General features: G+C 60.0%; 20 protein-coding genes and 1 tRNA gene. 12 read left to right on the forward strand and 9 right to left on the reverse strand.

Annotation, left to right across the window (positions count from 1 at the left end; translation table 11 throughout):
- Nucleotides 1-6 precede the first annotated feature (6 nt).
- The 8 genes from AC1DV6_RS09160 (at nt 7) to AC1DV6_RS09195 (ending at nt 5,528) form a co-directional block, all read left to right on the forward strand.
- Nucleotides 7-1,227 carry an IscS subfamily cysteine desulfurase gene (locus tag AC1DV6_RS09160; RefSeq protein WP_477977145.1) on the forward strand — a complete coding sequence of 407 codons (1,221 nt, stop codon included), beginning with the start codon at nt 7-9 and terminating at the stop codon, nt 1,225-1,227.
- Between the two features lie 10 nt (nt 1,228-1,237).
- Entirely contained in the window at nt 1,238-1,624 is a 387-nt protein-coding gene (iscU, locus tag AC1DV6_RS09165) for a Fe-S cluster assembly scaffold IscU (protein WP_209396107.1), read from the forward strand.
- A gap of 9 nt (nt 1,625-1,633) precedes the next feature.
- Nucleotides 1,634-1,957: an iron-sulfur cluster assembly protein IscA gene (iscA, locus tag AC1DV6_RS09170; RefSeq protein WP_477977146.1), complete on the forward strand. Its 324-nt coding sequence runs from the start codon at nt 1,634-1,636 to the stop codon at nt 1,955-1,957.
- Entirely contained in the window at nt 1,954-2,469 is a 516-nt protein-coding gene (gene hscB / locus AC1DV6_RS09175; protein WP_477977147.1) for a Fe-S protein assembly co-chaperone HscB, read from the forward strand. Before iscA ends, hscB begins: the two co-directional genes overlap by 4 nt.
- A 5-nt stretch (nt 2,470-2,474) precedes the next feature.
- On the forward strand, nt 2,475-4,331 hold the full coding sequence (gene hscA, locus AC1DV6_RS09180; protein WP_477977148.1) for a Fe-S protein assembly chaperone HscA: 1,857 nt from the start codon (nt 2,475-2,477) through the stop codon (nt 4,329-4,331).
- Between the two features lie 25 nt (nt 4,332-4,356).
- Nucleotides 4,357-4,695 (forward strand): ISC system 2Fe-2S type ferredoxin, encoded by a 339-nt coding sequence (gene fdx / locus AC1DV6_RS09185; protein ID WP_477977149.1) that lies wholly within the window; start codon nt 4,357-4,359, stop codon nt 4,693-4,695.
- Between the two features lie 5 nt (nt 4,696-4,700).
- Nucleotides 4,701-5,414 carry a DNA polymerase III subunit epsilon gene (dnaQ, locus tag AC1DV6_RS09190; protein WP_477977150.1) on the forward strand — a complete coding sequence of 238 codons (714 nt, stop codon included), beginning with the start codon at nt 4,701-4,703 and terminating at the stop codon, nt 5,412-5,414.
- 39 nt (nt 5,415-5,453) lie between these two features.
- Nucleotides 5,454-5,528: transfer RNA gene (locus AC1DV6_RS09195), tRNA-Val, on the forward strand.
- A gap of 70 nt (nt 5,529-5,598) precedes the next feature.
- On the opposite strand, the gene AC1DV6_RS09200 is transcribed toward AC1DV6_RS09195, so the two are convergent.
- On the reverse strand, nt 5,599-6,276 hold the full coding sequence (locus AC1DV6_RS09200; RefSeq protein WP_477977151.1) for a PilZ domain-containing protein: 678 nt from the start codon (nt 6,274-6,276) through the stop codon (nt 5,599-5,601).
- Nucleotides 6,277-6,370: 94 nt separating this feature from the next.
- On the opposite strand from AC1DV6_RS09200, the gene AC1DV6_RS09205 reads away from it, so the two are divergent.
- A complete protein-coding gene (locus AC1DV6_RS09205) occupies nt 6,371-6,838 on the forward strand; it encodes a hypothetical protein (protein ID WP_477977152.1) in 468 nt (155 codons plus the stop codon).
- A gap of 10 nt (nt 6,839-6,848) precedes the next feature.
- Complete coding sequence (locus AC1DV6_RS09210) at nt 6,849-7,964, forward strand: NAD(P)/FAD-dependent oxidoreductase (protein ID WP_477977153.1); 1,116 nt, start codon at nt 6,849-6,851, stop codon at nt 7,962-7,964.
- Here the strand turns inward: AC1DV6_RS09210 and AC1DV6_RS09215 are convergent.
- A complete protein-coding gene (locus AC1DV6_RS09215; protein ID WP_477977154.1) occupies nt 7,961-9,040 on the reverse strand; it encodes a quinone-dependent dihydroorotate dehydrogenase in 1,080 nt (359 codons plus the stop codon). The genes AC1DV6_RS09210 and AC1DV6_RS09215 overlap by 4 nt on opposite strands.
- A 45-nt stretch (nt 9,041-9,085) precedes the next feature.
- Between AC1DV6_RS09215 and rpiA the strand changes: the two genes are divergently transcribed.
- Both rpiA and AC1DV6_RS09225 read left to right on the forward strand, forming a co-directional pair.
- Nucleotides 9,086-9,784 (forward strand): ribose-5-phosphate isomerase RpiA, encoded by a 699-nt coding sequence (rpiA, locus tag AC1DV6_RS09220; RefSeq protein ID WP_477977155.1) that lies wholly within the window; start codon nt 9,086-9,088, stop codon nt 9,782-9,784.
- A gap of 24 nt (nt 9,785-9,808) precedes the next feature.
- The gene (locus AC1DV6_RS09225) at nt 9,809-10,474 is read left to right on the forward strand and encodes a trimeric intracellular cation channel family protein (RefSeq protein WP_477977156.1); all 666 of its coding nucleotides are present in this window, start codon (nt 9,809-9,811) and stop codon (nt 10,472-10,474) included.
- Nucleotides 10,475-10,821: 347 nt separating this feature from the next.
- On the opposite strand, the gene AC1DV6_RS09230 is transcribed toward AC1DV6_RS09225, so the two are convergent.
- The 7 genes from AC1DV6_RS09230 to AC1DV6_RS09260 all read right to left on the reverse strand — a co-directional run bounded on the left by AC1DV6_RS09230 (nt 10,822) and on the right by AC1DV6_RS09260 (nt 16,566).
- Nucleotides 10,822-11,070, reverse strand: coding sequence for a hypothetical protein (locus tag AC1DV6_RS09230; protein WP_477977157.1), 249 nt, complete (start codon nt 11,068-11,070; stop codon nt 10,822-10,824).
- A 48-nt stretch (nt 11,071-11,118) separates the two neighbouring features.
- The gene (locus AC1DV6_RS09235) at nt 11,119-11,250 is read right to left on the reverse strand and encodes a hypothetical protein (RefSeq protein ID WP_477977158.1); all 132 of its coding nucleotides are present in this window, start codon (nt 11,248-11,250) and stop codon (nt 11,119-11,121) included.
- A gap of 357 nt (nt 11,251-11,607) precedes the next feature.
- Nucleotides 11,608-12,171 (reverse strand): hypothetical protein, encoded by a 564-nt coding sequence (locus tag AC1DV6_RS09240; protein WP_477977159.1) that lies wholly within the window; start codon nt 12,169-12,171, stop codon nt 11,608-11,610.
- 54 nt (nt 12,172-12,225) lie between these two features.
- The gene (locus AC1DV6_RS09245) at nt 12,226-12,858 is read right to left on the reverse strand and encodes a DUF4124 domain-containing protein (RefSeq protein WP_477977160.1); all 633 of its coding nucleotides are present in this window, start codon (nt 12,856-12,858) and stop codon (nt 12,226-12,228) included.
- A 16-nt stretch (nt 12,859-12,874) separates the two neighbouring features.
- Nucleotides 12,875-14,914, reverse strand: a complete 2,040-nt coding sequence (locus tag AC1DV6_RS09250) for a M3 family metallopeptidase (protein ID WP_477977161.1) — start codon at nt 14,912-14,914, stop codon at nt 12,875-12,877.
- Nucleotides 14,915-14,968: 54 nt separating this feature from the next.
- On the reverse strand, nt 14,969-15,850 hold the full coding sequence (gene folD / locus AC1DV6_RS09255; protein ID WP_477977162.1) for a bifunctional methylenetetrahydrofolate dehydrogenase/methenyltetrahydrofolate cyclohydrolase FolD: 882 nt from the start codon (nt 15,848-15,850) through the stop codon (nt 14,969-14,971).
- Nucleotides 15,851-15,939: 89 nt separating this feature from the next.
- Complete coding sequence (locus tag AC1DV6_RS09260) at nt 15,940-16,566, reverse strand: response regulator transcription factor (protein WP_477977163.1); 627 nt, start codon at nt 16,564-16,566, stop codon at nt 15,940-15,942.
- Nucleotides 16,567-16,573: the final 7 nt, after the last annotated feature.

Below are 16,573 nucleotides of genomic sequence, written 5' to 3' on the forward strand. Positions count from 1 at the left end.
CCAGCCATGGATACCACCCCCCACTTCCCCATTTATATGGACTACAGCGCCACCAACCCTTGCGACGAGCGGGTGGTGGATGCCATGGTTCCCTGGTTGCGCAATCACTTTGGCAATCCGGCTTCGCGTAGCCACGCCTGGGGCTGGGAAGCGGAAGCGGCTGTGGAGAAGGCACGCGAGCAAGTCGCCGCGCTGATCAACGCTGACCCGCGCGAAATTGTCTGGACCTCCGGTGCTACCGAGTCCAACAACCTGGCCCTGAAGGGCGCAGCCCAGTTTTACAAAAGCAAAGGCAAGCACCTGATCACGGTCAAGACCGAGCACAAGGCCGTGCTGGACACCTGCCGCGAGCTGGAGCGCCAGGGCTTTGAAGTGACCTATCTTGACGTGCAGGACGATGGCTTGGTCAATCTGGAAACGTTCAAGGCGGCAATCCGCCCCGATACGATTCTGGCCAGCGTGATGTTCGTCAACAACGAGATTGGCGTGATCCAGGACATCGCCGCCATCGGCACGATATGCCGCGAGAAAGGCGTGATCCTCCATGTTGACGCTGCGCAAGCTACGGGTCGTGTGGACATCGACATGGCCACGCTGCCAGTCGATCTGATGAGCCTGACCTCGCACAAGACCTATGGCCCCAAGGGCATCGGCGCGCTGTTTGTGCGCCGCAAGCCGCGTATCCGCCTAGAAGCACAGATGCACGGCGGTGGCCACGAGCGCGGTATGCGCAGCGGTACGCTGCCCACGCACCAGATCGTCGGCATGGGCGAGGCCTACCGCATCGCCAAGGAAGAAATGCATGGCGAAAACATCCGCATCAAGGCTTTGCATGACCGCATGCTGGCTGGCCTCGAGGGCATTGAGCAGGTGTTCATCAACGGTCACAAGGACCAACGCGTCCCGCACAACCTGAACATGAGCTTCAACTACGTCGAAGGCGAGTCACTGATCATGGGTATCAAGGGTTTGGCGGTGTCTTCGGGTTCCGCTTGCACATCCGCGTCTCTGGAACCCAGCTATGTGCTGCGCGCTTTGGGCCGCAGCGACGAGCTGGCCCACAGCAGCCTGCGGATGACGATTGGCCGCTGGACCACCGAGGCCGACATCGACTACGCGGTCGACACCATCAAGAAAAACGTTGCCAAACTGCGTGACCTGAGCCCCCTGTGGGACATGTACAAAGAAGGCATAGATATCAGCACCATCCAGTGGGCCGCCCACTAAGGAGAACCAAATGGCATATTCAGAAAAAGTTGTTGACCACTACGAAAACCCCCGCAACGTCGGCTCCTTTGAAAAAGGCGACGACTCGGTAGGTACTGGCATGGTCGGTGCGCCCGCATGCGGTGACGTGATGAAATTGCAGATCAAGGTCAACCCGCAAACCGGCGTGATCGAAGATGCACGTTTCAAGACCTACGGCTGTGGCTCGGCTATCGCCTCGTCGTCTCTCGTGACCGAATGGGTCAAGGGCAAGACGCTGGACGAAGCCGCTGCGCTGAAGAACAGCCAGATCGCCGAAGAACTGGCGCTGCCGCCGGTCAAGATTCACTGCTCCATCCTGGCCGAAGATGCCATCAAGGCGGCCGTGGATGACTACAAGAAGAAACACCTGAACTAAGCTTGCAAGATGGCCGTTACCCTGACTGAAGCTGCCGCACGGCACGTCACCCGCTACCTCACCAAACGGGGCAAGGGCATTGGCGTGCGCCTCGGCGTCAAAACCACCGGATGCTCCGGATTGGCGTACACGCTGGAGTACGTGGACGAGTTGCCGCCCGAAGACACGGTGTTTGAAGGCCACGGCGTCAAGGTACTGGTTGATCCGAAGAGCTTGGCCTACATCGATGGCACACAGCTCGACTTTGTGCGCGAAGGCCTGAACGAAGGTTTCCGCTTCAACAACCCCAACGAGCGCGACAAGTGCGGTTGCGGTGAATCGTTCCGCGTGTGAACCTGCAGGATGATGACTTCACGCTTTTCGGCCTGACGCAACAATTCGCGCAGGACCGCGCGGCCGTTGACGCCCGCTGGAAAGACCTTCAGCGCGAAGCCCACCCTGACAAATTTGCAGCCCAGGGCGCCGCGGCGCAACGCGTGGCCATGCAATGGTCGGTGCGTATCAACGAAGCCTACCAGCGCCTGAAAGACCCGCTCAAGCGCGCCGCTTATCTCTGTGAACTGGCAGGCAATGCGGTCAATGCCCACAGCAACACCGCAATGCCCTCTGCATTCTTGATGCAGCAGATGGAATGGCGCGAAGCGCTGGATGACGCGACGTCATCTGCAGCAGTGGAAGCCCTGCTGGACGAAGTGCAAGCGGCACAGAAGCAACTGCTGCAACAATGCGAAACCCTATTGGATCAACAGCACGACTATCCCGCCGCGGTGGCAACAGTGCGTGCGTTGATGTTTGTCGATAAATTTTCCCAGGATCTGCACCAGCGCCTGGACCAGTTTGAATAATTGCCATGGCGCTCCTGCAAATCTCTGAACCCGGCCAGTCGCCGAATCCGCATGAGCGGCGCATCGCCGTAGGCATTGACCTGGGCACCACGCATTCGCTGGTCGCCGCCGTGCGCAGCGGCATTGCCGAGTGTTTGCCGGATGGCGAGGGCCGGGTGATTCTCCCCAGCGTCGTGCGTTATCTGGACGCCGAGCGCCGCCAGATCGGCTTTGATGCACTCGCGAATCAGACGACTGATCCAGGCAACACCATCGCCTCGGTCAAGCGCCTGATGGGCCGCGGCCTGAAAGACATTGCTGGTGCGGACAAACTGCCCTACGCGTTGCTGGATACGCCGGGCATGGTGCAAGTGCGTACAATTGCTGGAGCGAAAAGCCCGGTAGAAGTGAGTGCGGAAATTCTGGCCACGCTGCGTTTCCGTGCTGAAGACACTTTCAACGACGACATCTTTGGCGCCGTCATCACCGTGCCCGCGTACTTTGACGATGCGCAGCGCCAGGCCACCAAGGATGCGGCCAAGCTGGCCGGCTTGAACGTTCTGCGCTTGATCAACGAGCCCACGGCTGCGGCCATCGCCTATGGACTGGACAACGCTTCCGAAGGCGTTTACGCGGTTTACGACTTGGGCGGCGGCACCTTTGATATTTCCGTCCTGCGCCTGACTGCCGGTGTGTTTGAAGTGCTGGCGACCGGTGGCGACTCGGCGCTGGGCGGCGATGACTATGACCGCGCGTTAGCCGATTGGCTGTTGACCGAGTCTGGCTTGACGGCCGATAGTCCGGAAGACCGTGCCCTGATTCAGGCGGAAGCCCGCCAGGCCAAGGAAGCGCTGTCGTCCGAAGACATCGTGACGGCCGAAGTCGATCTGTCCAGCGGTGCATTGGATTTGTCGCTGAACCGCGAACAGTTTGAAGCCGCGACGGCTGCACTGACTGCGCGCACTTTGCAAGCTGTGCGCAAGACCTTGCGTGATGCGGGCCTGGCCAAAGACGATATCCAGGGCGTGGTGATGGTCGGCGGTTCCACTCGCATGCCGCAAGTGCAGGCTGCAGTCGCCGACTTTTTCGGCAAGGCCCCGCTGACCAACCTGAACCCGGATGAGGTTGTTGCGCTGGGTGCTGCGATCCAGGCGAACCAGTTGGCGGGCAACAACCCATCGGGTGATCTGCTTTTGCTCGATGTGATCCCGCTCTCCTTGGGCATTGAGACCATGGGCGGTTTGGTGGAGCGTATCGTTCCGCGCAACCAGACCATCCCCACCGCAATGGCGCAGGATTTCACGACCTACAAGGATGGCCAGACCGCGCTGGCGCTGCATGTGGTGCAGGGCGAGCGTGACATGGTGGCCGATTGCCGCAGCCTCGCGCGCTTTGAACTGCGCGGCATTCCGCCGATGGCGGCTGGCGCGGCGCGTATCCGCGTGACGTTTACTGTCGATGCAGACGGCTTGCTGAATGTGTCGGCCAAAGAACAGGTTAGCGGTGTGGAAGCGCGTATCGACGTCAAACCTTCGTATGGTCTCTCTGACGACCAGATTGCGCAGATGTTGAAGGATAGTTTTACGACTGCCGCAGCAGACGTGAAGATGCGAGCGCTGGTTGAAGCCCGCGTAGACGCAGATCGCTTGCTGCTGGCGACCCACAGCGCGCTGGATATTGATGGTGATTTGTTGTCGCCTGAAGAGCGCGCTGCGATTGACGCCGCAATGGTGCAATTGGCGCAAGCTACAACCTCCGAAGACGCTGCACACATCGAGGCCCAATCCAAAGCCTTGGCCAATGCCACCGAGGCTTTCGCTGCGATGCGCATGAACAAAGGCATTGCGCAAGCTTTGTCCGGCAAGAACATCGCAACCCTGTAATCCGACCCCGGCGAAAATATTCCCCATGCCTATTATCAAAATCATGCCGCACCCCGAGTACTGCCCGCAGGGGGCCGAGGTCACGGCGCCTACTGGCACCTCGATTTGCGAAGCGCTGCTGGAAAACGGTATCAAGATCGAACATGCCTGCGACATGAGTGCGGCTTGCACTACCTGCCACGTGGTGGTGCGCGAAGGTTTTTCATCGCTGAATGAGCTGGATGAAACCGAGGAAGATCTGCTGGACCGCGCCTGGGGGCTGGAGCCCAATTCGCGCCTGAGCTGCCAGGCGATCCTGGCCCAGAAAGACTTGGTTGTCGATATTCCGAAATACTCGATCAACCACGCCAAAGAAAACCATTGAGGTTTGTGATGCGCCAAATCATTCTGGACACCGAAACCACCGGCTTTTACGCCAACCACGCGGACAACCCGGATCGCATGGTCGAAATCGGCTGCGTGGAGTTGGTGAACCGCAAGCTGACCGGCAACAACCTGCACTTTTACCTGAACCCAGGACGCGATAGCGACGAGGGCGCGTTGCGTGTTCACGGGCTGACGACGGAATTCCTGAGCGACAAACCCAAATTTGGCGAGATCGCGCAGCAACTGGTCGATTACGTGGCCGATGCGGAAATCATCATCCACAACGCGCCATTCGATCTGTCCTTCCTGGACATGGAGCTGGGTCGTACCGGTCGCCCGGTATTCAAGGATTACACCGCCTCCATCATCGATACGCTGGTGATGGCCAAGGAGATGTTTCCAGGCAAGCGCAACAGCCTGGATGCCTTGTGTGACCGACTGGAAGTGGACCGCTCTGGCCGCGTCTTGCACGGAGCTTTGCTGGATGCCGAGTTGCTGGCCGATGTCTATATCAACCTGACGCGCGGGCAAGACGCATTGCTGATTGACGCTGGTTCCAGCGACGAGGGCGGGGCAGTGGCCGTCCGAATCGACTTGCGGGGCTTCGAGTTGCCGGTGATTGCGGCGAATGCGCAAGAGCTGACTGCGCACGAGGAAGTTTTGGTGCAGCTGGACAAATCCAGCGGTGGCAAAACGCTGTGGCGAAAAGAGGCCTGAAGATTATGTATAATCTCAGGCTTTCCTGAAGAAAAATCAGGGCGGTTAGCTCAGGGGTAGAGCACTGCATTCACACTGCAGGGGTCACAAGTTCGAAACTTGTACTGCCCACCAAATTCTGGTGAACATCCAAGGTCTTAGCGGTTTCGCTAAGACCTTTTTTGTTGGGTAAAAATTTCCGCCCTCAGTCCAGCGCCGGCGGCTGCGCCAAGTAGTTCAGCACCAGCTTGTCCTGCTGGGTCAGACTCTTGAATGCCAGCCCGATAAAAAACCCATCGTCCTGTGTTGCCTTGTTGTTGTGGCAAATGCTGGCCTGCAGGCTCAGTTCTGCAGGCGTGTTGTCGATGATCACGGCGATATGCAGTTGAATCACTTCGCCCAACGCTGCCAAGCCTGATGGCGCCTTGATCATGGCGCCCGACGCGCTCATATCGATCAGCGTGACGTCGATTTCTTGCGCGGCTCCTGCCAGTTGGACGCTGGTGGGCCAGGAGGTGCGGATGCGCATGGATTTGCGCACCAGATGGGCATCCACCTGAGGCGGGTAGGCCAGCAAGGCGTATGCAAATGGTTTTTCGAAGGTCTGCAACACCTTGCTGAGAAACGAAAACTCGTATTGCCCAGTAAAGCCCCGCACTACGCAGACTTCACCTTCCTCCAGCCCGGTTTGCACCGCGTCTGAGCCCATGGGCCCGACCATCACACCTTTACCTTCGATGGCGCCGAAGAACTGAGATTCCTTTTTGCTCGCACCTTCTTTCAGGCGGCGGGTCTGCAATGCCATGCCGGTGCGCAGCCCGAGGGCCCTCAGCGGCATGCGTTTGACTTCTGGCGCGGGGGCGGTTGCGGTTTCCTGGCTCATGCATCGTCTCTTGGTATGGGGCAGGGCCTGGGCCCAACGGCGGTTTTGGCTAAGATGGTACACCGGCTAAGCCAGCCGAATGGGAGAAACCTCCATGCGCATGCATCCTCTGCCAAGTGTTGTGATTGTGACGGCGCTGGTCATCCTGACAGGGTGCGCCAGGATCAATGACTACGCGTCGTGGCCACTGACCAGTAGCATGGACGCCTTGGCCATCGTCAACGGCCAGTTGCTGCAGGGCGAAGTCAAACTGCTGACCGACCGCACTGGCAAAGTCACACTTGCTGCGGCAAAAGGGCCTGTGACCAGTTGCGTGGGGGGACTGCGGTTTACCGGGACGACAGCGGGCGCAATTGACTTGCGCTGCAACGATGGCTCCGTCGTGGACATGCAGTTTGCGCTGCTCAGCGAAGCGCGTGGCTATGCCTATGGTCAGACGGCCAGTGGCCCGGTCAGTCTGACTTTCGGGCTGTCCAATGCGCAGGCCCAGGCGTATCTGAAGTTGCCGCCCAATCGCAAACTCGTGGAAGTGGGTAAGGAAAAGACGCTGGAACTGCAATGAGCGGCCTGCCATGAGAGCGGTGCCCGCGGAGCGGGTGGACTTCGTGGTTATTGGCGCCGGAGTCGTTGGCTTGGCGGTCGCCAGGTCACTCGCGCAGGCAGGCCGCGAGGTGCTTATTCTGGATGCCCAGAACGCGATAGGTACCCAGACCAGCGCACGCAACAGCGAGGTCATCCATGCGGGCATGTACTACCCCACGGGGTCATTGAAAGCCAAGCTGTGTGTACAGGGCCGCGCGCTGTTATACGACTACTGCGCCGAACGCGGCATTGCACACCAACGCTGCGGCAAGCTGATCGTTGCCACGCACGCGGATCAACTCCCCAAACTTCAGGCCATCGCACAGCAAGGGCAGGCCAACGGCGTGACCGACCTGGTCTGGCTGGATGCAGGGGCAGCGCAGGCGCTGGAGCCCGCACTGCGCTGTGTCGCCGCGCTGCATTCCCCATCCACCGGTATTGTGGACAGCCACGCGCTGATGCTGTCGCTGCTGGGCGATGTTGAGCACTCCGGAGGAGTTTTGGCATTGAATTCGGCTCTGGAGCGCGCAGAATGTGCGCAAGCAGCTATTGAATTGATAGCGACTGACGGGACCCGTTTACTGGCAACGACAGTCGTCAACGCCGCTGGCCTAGCCGCGCCCGATCTGGCAAATCGCTTTGCCGGACTGCCCGCGCACACGATTCCGCAGGCTTGGTATGCCAAAGGCAATTACTTCTCCCTTGCCGGTAGAGCGCCGTTCTCACGGCTGATATATCCGGTGCCTGAAGCAGCGGGGCTGGGCGTTCACCTGACTCTCGACCAGGGTGGGCAGGCACGCTTTGGTCCCGACGTGGAATGGGTGAATGATCCGTCAGAGTTGACCGTGCACCCCGAACGTGCCGATGGCTTTTACGCGGAGATCCGCAGGTACTGGCCCGACTTGCAGGATGGTGCTTTGCTACCCGCCTATGCCGGCATACGACCCAAGATCAACGGTCCAAAAGATGCCGCCGCCGATTTCTGTATCCAGGGCCCCAAAGACCATGGAGTAGCGGGCTTGGTCAACCTGTTTGGCATTGAGTCGCCCGGACTCACCAGCGCGTTGGCGATTGGCGAAATGGTGGTGGAGTTGTTGCGGGATTAGGCTCGCAAAGCCTTGATAGCCAGGGCCGCATCCCGTACCAGATCCGGCCCGCGGTAAATCAGGCCGGTGTAAATCTGCACCACATCCGCACCCGCCTTGATCTTGCTGACTGCATCTTCCGCGCTCAAGATACCGCCCACGCCAACGATGGGGAACTGCGGCCCCAACGCTGCCCGCAATTGCGCAATCACGGCATTGCTCTTGGCCAGTACGGGTGAGCCGGACAAGCCACCGGTTTCCTCTGCATGCGCCATGCCTTGGACGGCATCGCGCGCCAACGTAGTGTTGGTACCAATGACGCCCCAGGCGTTGGTGACCGTGCCACTGCTGTCACAGCCATAACGTTGCAGCGTCGCGGCGATGACCGCAATCTGCGACTCATCCAGATCGGGCGCAATTTTCAGGAAGATGGGTTTGCGCTGACCATGCTTTTGCGCCAGCAGCTCGCGTCGCTCGGCCAATGCGCCTAACAGCGCGTCCAGCGCTTCATCGCTTTGCAGGCTGCGCAAATTCTTGGTGTTGGGGCTGGAAATATTGACGGTGATGTAGTCGGCATGGGCGTAGACACCGTCTAGGCAGGTCAGATAGTCCTGCGTTGCATTCTCGATGGGCGTGGCCGCGTTCTTGCCAATGTTGAGACCCAACAGAATGGATGGATTCTTCTGGCGACGCAGTGCCGAGCGCTGCACGTTGGCGATGAAGGCGTCCAGGCCCTCATTGTTGAAACCCAGCCGGTTGATCAGTGCGTTGGCATCCGGCAAACGGAACATGCGGGGCTTGGGGTTGCCGCTCTGGGCCAGTGGCGTGACCGTGCCCACTTCGACAAAACCGAATCCCATGGCGCCCAGGCCGTCGATGCAGCGCGCGTTCTTGTCCAGGCCAGCGGCCATTCCCACCCGATTGGGGAACTTCAGCCCAGCGACTTCAATCGGGTCATCCACGCCCGCTGCGCAATAGGCCAGTTTGAGCGGATTTCCCTGGGTGGCGGCAAGCCCCGCCATGGTGATTTCATGGGCCACCTCGGCGTCCAGACTGAACAAAACGCGGCGCGCCAGGGCGTAGGGAACCAGAGACATCGGATAATTCCTGCAATTGATCTTCAACTCCCTCTATTGTCCCCGATGACCACCACCCGAACTCCCGCCGCGCTGTCGCAAGACGAACTCAAAACCCTGGTCGGCCAGGCCGCCCTGAAATACGTCGTGCCGGGCGAAATCGTGGGCGTGGGCACCGGCTCCACGGTCAACAAGTTCATCGACGCGCTGGCCAGTATCAAGGACCAGATCAAGGGTGCCGTTTCCAGTTCGGTGGCCAGTACCGAGCGGCTGCAGGCGCTAGGCATCAAAGTGTTTGATGCCAATGAAGTGGATGCGCTGTCGGTCTACATCGACGGTGCCGACGAAATTGACGGCCAAGGCAACATGGTCAAGGGCGGTGGCGCGGCGCTGACGCGTGAAAAGATTGTTGCTGCGCTGTCCAAGCAGTTCGTCTGCATTGCCGATGAGTCCAAACTGGTTCAGACGCTAGGAAAGTTTCCGCTGCCCGTGGAAGTGATCCCGATGGCAACCCAGCGCGTGATGGCGCAATTCGCGGCCCAAGGCGGCGTAGCGAAAGTCCGCCTGAAAGACGGCAAACCCCTGGTAACTGACAACGGCCAGCACATCGTGGATGTGACGGGGCTGCAAATTTCCGATCCATTGGCCTTTGAGGCCGAAGTCAGCCAATGGCCCGGCGTGGTGACGGTTGGCGTGTTTGCCTACCAGCGCGCTCAAGTCTGCCTGCTGGGCACGGCCAGCGGCGTCAAAACGCTGACGTTTTAATCCCAGCCAGCATAAGAGCAGCGCATGGCCGTTCCCCATCTCACCGAAGTTCTTACGCTGTCGAACACGCAGATCGCCATTGAGGCGGCGGCGACTGTGGCGTTTGCACTGTCCGGCCTGATCGCGGCAGCGCGCAAAAGACTGGATGCAGTGGGCGTCTGCGTCGTAGCTTGGTTGGCGGCCTTTGGCGGAGGCACCTTGCGCGACATCCTGCTGGACCGGCGCCCCTTCTTCTGGGTGCAGCATGCGGCTTGGCTGTGGGTGTTGCTCGCCCTATGTATTGCCGCGATGGTGTTCATGCGCACCCGCCATTTCGAACCTACCGAGCGTGCCATGCAGTGGCCTGACGCATTGGGCTTGGGCCTGTTCACTGCAGGCGGCACACAGATTGCGCTGGACGCCTCGATGCCCGCCATTGTTGCGGTGCTGATGGGCATGGTGACGGCGGTGTTTGGCGGTGTGATGCGCGATATCGTCTGCAATGAGATTCCACGCGCCTTTCGAGACCACCAACCGTATGCTGTGTGTTCGTTTGCGGGTGGCTGGGTGATGGTTGGGGCGCAGGCCTTTGGCGTTCCGCAGTGGGGCAGTCTTGTGGCTGCTGCGGCTACGGCCAGTGTGTTGCGGTTGTTGGCTGTGCACCGGGACTGGCGCTTGCCGCAGTGGCAGTCTGGTGTGTCGGACAGATAGCCCTTTTAAGGCTGCCGCTTTTGCGGGATCAGGCGTGTTGGGAACTCCCCTCAGCGGATGTCCCCCGGCCTTCGGCCTCCTCCTTGATTCCGCCCAGGGGAGCACCCAACCCACCTGATCTAAAACGATGCTGGCGCACCAACGTCTTTTCGGGGCAGCTTAGGCGACGCCTTTCCAGCTGCAGGTGTGGGGTGTGCGTTTTGCGCAGGTCAAGGAGGAGCCCGCGAAGCGGGCGGGGGACACGGAGCAAAACGTATACCCCGCGACTGATGCGGGCGAGTGAACCAACGCCCGGGTGCTGACTGCATAGAAAAAACCTCTGAGCCTTCAAAGCCCAGAGGTTTTTCTTAGCGACCAATGTACAGACTGCTGGTGCCTGGCAGGTAATCCGACGGACGACCGGGCACGTAGAGCGCACCTTCAGGGGCACTGGCCTCTGCGTACAGTTCTAGTTCCGGTGCCACCGACCGGGGGCGGCTGATACCGGGGGTCGGGCTGCGCAGCAAATACATCCAGGCGCGGCTCAGGAAATCCACGACTGGCGACGTGGGGCTGGTGTCATGGGTTGTGACGGGCAAACTTTTCAACTTCAACATGTTGTTCTCCAGGGTCGGCCCGCCGTTTTTGGGACGGACCGTTTTGATTCAGGGCGAGGGCGGTTCATGCAGCACATAGACAGGGCTTTGTGCGGACAGGCAAACGGGCGCGAGGATTCCGCGGCGCAGGCCGGTGTTGGGGGCTTTGGAAGTGGCGTGGTGCATGGCGATGGTGTTCATGGCTATCTCCTAGGGTGGGTGGCAAAAAAACTGACAAACAAAAAGGCCCGGAACCTTGCGGTGTCCGGGCCATCGTGGGATGTTCCTGATCAGGAATACAGCGTCACGACGCCCCGGGCGGGCGGTTAAAGGTCTTCATGGCGGATCGTTTGAGAAACGCCGACGGCACTGCCGCGCTGATGTGCGCAGACAAAGGTGTCGGGGTTAGAACAAACAGGGTCATGAAGAACAGGTAAGAGGTTGATCGGAACTGTTATGTGGGGCTGTGGATCACTGCCACCGGATAACAAACTTGCTCAAATGATAAAGAATAGATTATCAATGAGCAAGAAGTTTTTTGAGGCCGTGGCGTCGCGTCTACTTTTTTTGTCGCAAAGGTGCGACACCGGCCTGGCTGCGTTTCCACAAGTCATCACCTGTGGAGGCTGGGGCAGGGGTGGTCTTCGCGGGGTTCGCTGGCTTGGCAGCCGGTGTGACTGGTGCTGGTGCAGACGCCGTGGGCGTCAGCACTTCACCCAACAGGTCCAGCAGCCGGGTGCGTGCTTTCTGGGGGTGGCGCCGGTAGTAGCTCAACACCAAGCCGACGATAAAGCGCTCATCGTCGTCACGTGGGACGTTGCTTTCACTGGGCGTAGGTGCCGCCGACGGGGTGGCTGTACTGCCGTGAGGCTGGTCCATCCAGCCATGCGGCTTGTGGTTCAGCATCTCGAACTGGCGTGCCAGGCGTTCGCCAATCTGGCGCGATCGACTCTTGATCTGGCTCCAGTAGCTGGGCTGGATACCAAGCCGCTCCGCAAAGCGGCTTTCCAGACCGCGCAAGGTCGCGGCATCCGGGTGTTTGATGGTGTTGTGGACAAACTCGTCGAACAGCGCAAGCGCGTTGTCCAGACGTATTTGCGCCAGGTCAATTGCGGCTGTCATTGCGCTCGATGATAAACCTGTCTTGCCCAGATGCAGGTCTGGGCCACGAGGTACTTAGAAAGTGATGCCGGCCGGATTGGAAGGTGTTGGACCTGGTGTTGGCGCGACAGGTGCCGGCTCTGCAGGAGCCTCCGCTTTCGGCTTGGCCGTCGGGGCTTGTACTGTTACCAGGGGGCTCGCAGGTACGTTGCGGAAGCCTGCAGGCAATACGGACGTCTTGGGATAACCGGCAGCATCCAGATACTGGGTCCACTCGCTGTCCGAGAAACCGCGAATCTTTTGTCCGCCCACCATCAACAGAGGCAAGGACAGGTCACCGCTAATGCGTTGCAGCGAAGCGGAATCCTCAGGCGTGATGACCGTACGCTCACTGAAAGGTACGCCGCGGCCGGTCAACAGGCTGCGGCCAGAACCGCAAGGCCCGCAATCAGGTGCGGTGTACAGCGTGACCGGGAACTTGTTGGCAATCTGGCGCAACTCGTAGGGCAGGGCGCTGCCGGAAACGCCACCTGTGGCTCCAACACCCGTACCGGCGATCTTGCCCTGCTCGGCGGTGACCGGGGGCTTGTCGGAGAACGTCACTTTGCCGTCTGCTCCGACGATGCGGTAGATGGTTTGGGCCTGTGCGCCACAGGCTGCGCCCAGTGCGGCGGTGGCAATCAACAGGCGGGTAAAAAAAAGTTTCATCGAGGGCTCCCGGGCATTACGCAACTTCAGCTGTCATTCCCTGGTGGCGCAATAGCGCATCCAGGGTCGGTTCGCGGCCCCTAAAGGCCTTGAAGGATTCCATCGCAGGTCGGCTACCGCCTGCCTCCAGTATGGTCTCACGGTATTTTCTACCGGTTTCCAGGTTTGGCAAGCCGTCTGGCGACATGGTTTCTTCAAACGCAGCATACGCGTCTGCGGAAAGCACCTCGGCCCATTTGTAGCTGTAGTAGCCCGCGGCATAGCCGCCGGCAAAGATATGGCTGAAGGTATGGGCCGTACGGCTCCAGGCGGGCGGCTGAATCACCGCAAACTCTTCACGTACTTTGGCCAGCAAAGGTATGAAGTCATGTGCCGGGTTGTGTTCGGTATGCAACAGCATGTCGAACAGCGAAAACTCGATCTGTCGCAGTGTCTGCAATCCGCTCTGGTAGTTCTTTGCGGCCAGCATCTTGTCAAACAGCGCGCGCGGCAACGGTGCGCCGGTATCCACATGCGCCGTCATGTGCTGCAGCACGCTCCACTCCCAGCAGAAGTTCTCCATGAACTGGCTGGGCAACTCCACGGCATCCCATTCGACGCCGCTGATTCCGGACACGTCGCGTTCGTTCACCTGTGTGAGCATGTGGTGCAGACCGTGGCCAAACTCGTGGAACAGCGTTGTGACGTCGTCGTGCGTCAGCAGCGCCGGTTTGCCGTCCACCGCATCGGCGAAATTGCACACCAGATGCGCTACAGGCGTTTGCAACTTGCCATTGTCGGGGCGCAACCAGCGGGCGCGTACATCGTCCATCCATGCACCGCCGCGCTTGCCCTTGCGCGCTATCGGGTCCAGATAAAACTGACCCACCAATTGGCCTTGGCGCTCAATCCGGTAGAACTGGACGGATGGGTGCCAGACCGGGGCGCTGTCGGGCGCGATGCGCACATCGAACAGGTTTTCAACAATCCGAAACAGGCCGGCCAACACACGCGGTGCGGTGAAATACTGCTTCACCTCTTGGTCGCTGAAGGCGTAGCGCGCTTCCTTGAGCTTTTCCCCGATGTATGGCCAGTCCCAGGGCTGCGGGTCCACCAGGTTCAGGTGATCCCGCGCGAACGCGCGCATGTCGGCCAGGTCCTTGAGCCCATAGGGGCGGGCACGGCTGCCGAGGTCGCGCAAGAAGGCGATGACGTTGTCCGCGCTGTCGGCCATCTTGGGCACGACAGACAATGCGCCGAAATGGGGGTAGCCCAGCAACTGCGCTTCTTCTTTGCGCAATGCCAAAATTTCCTGAATGGTGGACTGGTTGTCGAACTTTTGCGCCTCAGCAGCAGCCTGGTCCGAGCAGCGGGTGACGTAAGCGCGGTACAGCACCGCGCGCAGCGCACTGCTGTGCGCAAACTGCATCACTGGCAGATAGCAAGGCATCTTCAGCGTGAGTTTGTAGCCGTCCTTGCCCTCGGCCTTGGCCGCTTCCAATGCAGCCTGTCGGACATCTGAAGGTACGCCATCCAACTCTTCGACGGTCGCGTAGTAGCCGTAGGCGTCGGTGGCATCCAGCGCGTTCTCGCTGAACTGCTGGCTTAAGCTCGCCTGGCGTTCCTGAATCTCGGCAAAGCGCTCGCGTGCTGCGCCCGTCAGCTCGGCGCCACCGAGTACGAAGTTGCGTATCGCGTTCTTGTGGGCTTGGCGCTGCGCGGTATCCAAAGTCGAAACGTCGATCGCCTTGTACTTGGCATACAGCCGCTCGTCGGCGCCCAGGCGCGTCCAGAACTCGGTGACTTTGGGCAGGGCCTCGTTATATGCCGCGCGCAGCTCCGGGCTGTCGACGACCGATTTGAGGTGGCTCACCGCACCCCAGGAAGTGCTCAGCTTCTCTACCGCCACTTCCAGCACCACGGCAATGGCATTCCACTCCGCTGGAAAATCTGCTTGGGTCACTTTTTCAAGCGCTGCGTCCGACTCCTGCAGCAGAGCATCCATCGCAGGCACTACGTGCTCAGGGCGGATTTTGTCGAACAGGGGCAGGGCGTCAAATTGCAGAAGGGGATTCATGGGCGCTAGTTAAAAAAACAAAGATGTTCTGGGTAGATGGGGGCAGACCGGCCCCTATGCAAGACCGCGCTGGGCAGCGTCGCGCTCGGCGGCTTCCAGCGTGTTGACCAGCAGCATCGTGATGGTCATGGGACCCACGCCGCCGGGCACTGGCGTGATGTAACCCGCCACCTGGCTGACACCGGCAAAGTCCACATCGCCGCACAGCTTGCCGTTGTCGTCACGGTTCATTCCCACGTCGATCACGACAGCGCCGGGCTTGACCATGTCGGCAGTCAGCACATTGCGTTTGCCGACGGCGGCGACCACGATGTCGGCTTGGCGTGTGTGGTGGGCCAGGTCGGCCGTGCCACTGTGGGCGACGGTCACCGTGGCATTGGCGGCCAGCAGCATCATGGCCATGGGCTTGCCAACGATGTTGGAGCGGCCGATGACGACGGCATGCTTGCCGCGCAGATCCTTCATGCCTATGCTCTCCAGCATCTTCATGCAGCCGTACGGTGTGCACGCCTTGAAGCCGACTTCGCCCACCATCAGCGCGCCGGCGCTGGCGATGTGGAAGCCGTCCACATCTTTGGCCGGAGAAATCGCCTCTATGACTTTGTGGTCGTCGATGTGTTTGGGCAGCGGCAATTGCACCAGGATGCCGTGAATTGCGGGGTCGTTGTTCAATGCGTCGACGCGTGCCAGCAGTTCGGCTTCGGTCAGGGCCGCATCGTACTTTTCCAGCACCGAATGCAGACCTGCATCGGTACAGGCCTTGACCTTGTTGCGCACATAGACCTGCGAGGCCTGGTTGTCACCGACCAGTACCACGGCCAGGCCGGGCGTCAGGCCACGGGCCTTGAGGGCGGTGGTACGGCGCGCAACATCGGTGCGCAATTGTGCGGACAGGGCGTTGCCATCGATGATTTGGGCGGTGGAGGCAGTAGACATATTCAATTTTTCAAGTAAAAACGCCCGCAAACCAAGGTGGAGCGGGCGCGAGCAGCTATGAAATCAATAGCGTGCGGGACAAGGTATCGTCAGGCTTTCGGTGCATTCTGCCCCAGGGCAATCTTCAGCAAGTCGGCCACGGTGTTGGCGCTGAGCTTTTCCATGATGTTGGCGCGGTGCGCCTCCACCGTCTTGATGCTGATGCCCAGATCGTCGGCGATCTGCTTGTTCAGACGCCCGGCGACGATGCGCTCCAGCACCTGCGATTCGCGCAGCGTCAGCTTGGACAACAGCGCGTCGCGGTTGATCGCGAGCTGGTAGTCGGCAAAGGATTCCTTGGCGTGCTCCAGCATGCGTTCCACCAGGCCCACCAGTTGGTCTTCCTTGAACGGCTTCTGGATGAAATCCATCGCGCCTTTTTTCATCGTGTCGACCGCCATAGGCACGTCGCCGTGGCCGGTGATAAAGACGATAGGCAGCGGTGACTTGGCTTCGATCAGCTTGGTTTGCAGTTCCAGACCCGTCATGCCGCCCATGCGGATATCGACGATCAGGCAGGCGACTTCGCGGGCGTCGTAGCGGCTGAGAAACGATTCGGCAGAGTCAAAGCAGCGTACTCGGTAGCCTTTGCCTTCCAGCAGCCACTGCAGCGAATCGCGCACGGCCTCGTCGTCATCTACAACGTAGACAGTACCTTTTTTGGGGATCAAGCTCATTCGTTTT

This window comes from Rhodoferax sp. P2_H8_2 (assembly GCF_056403235.1).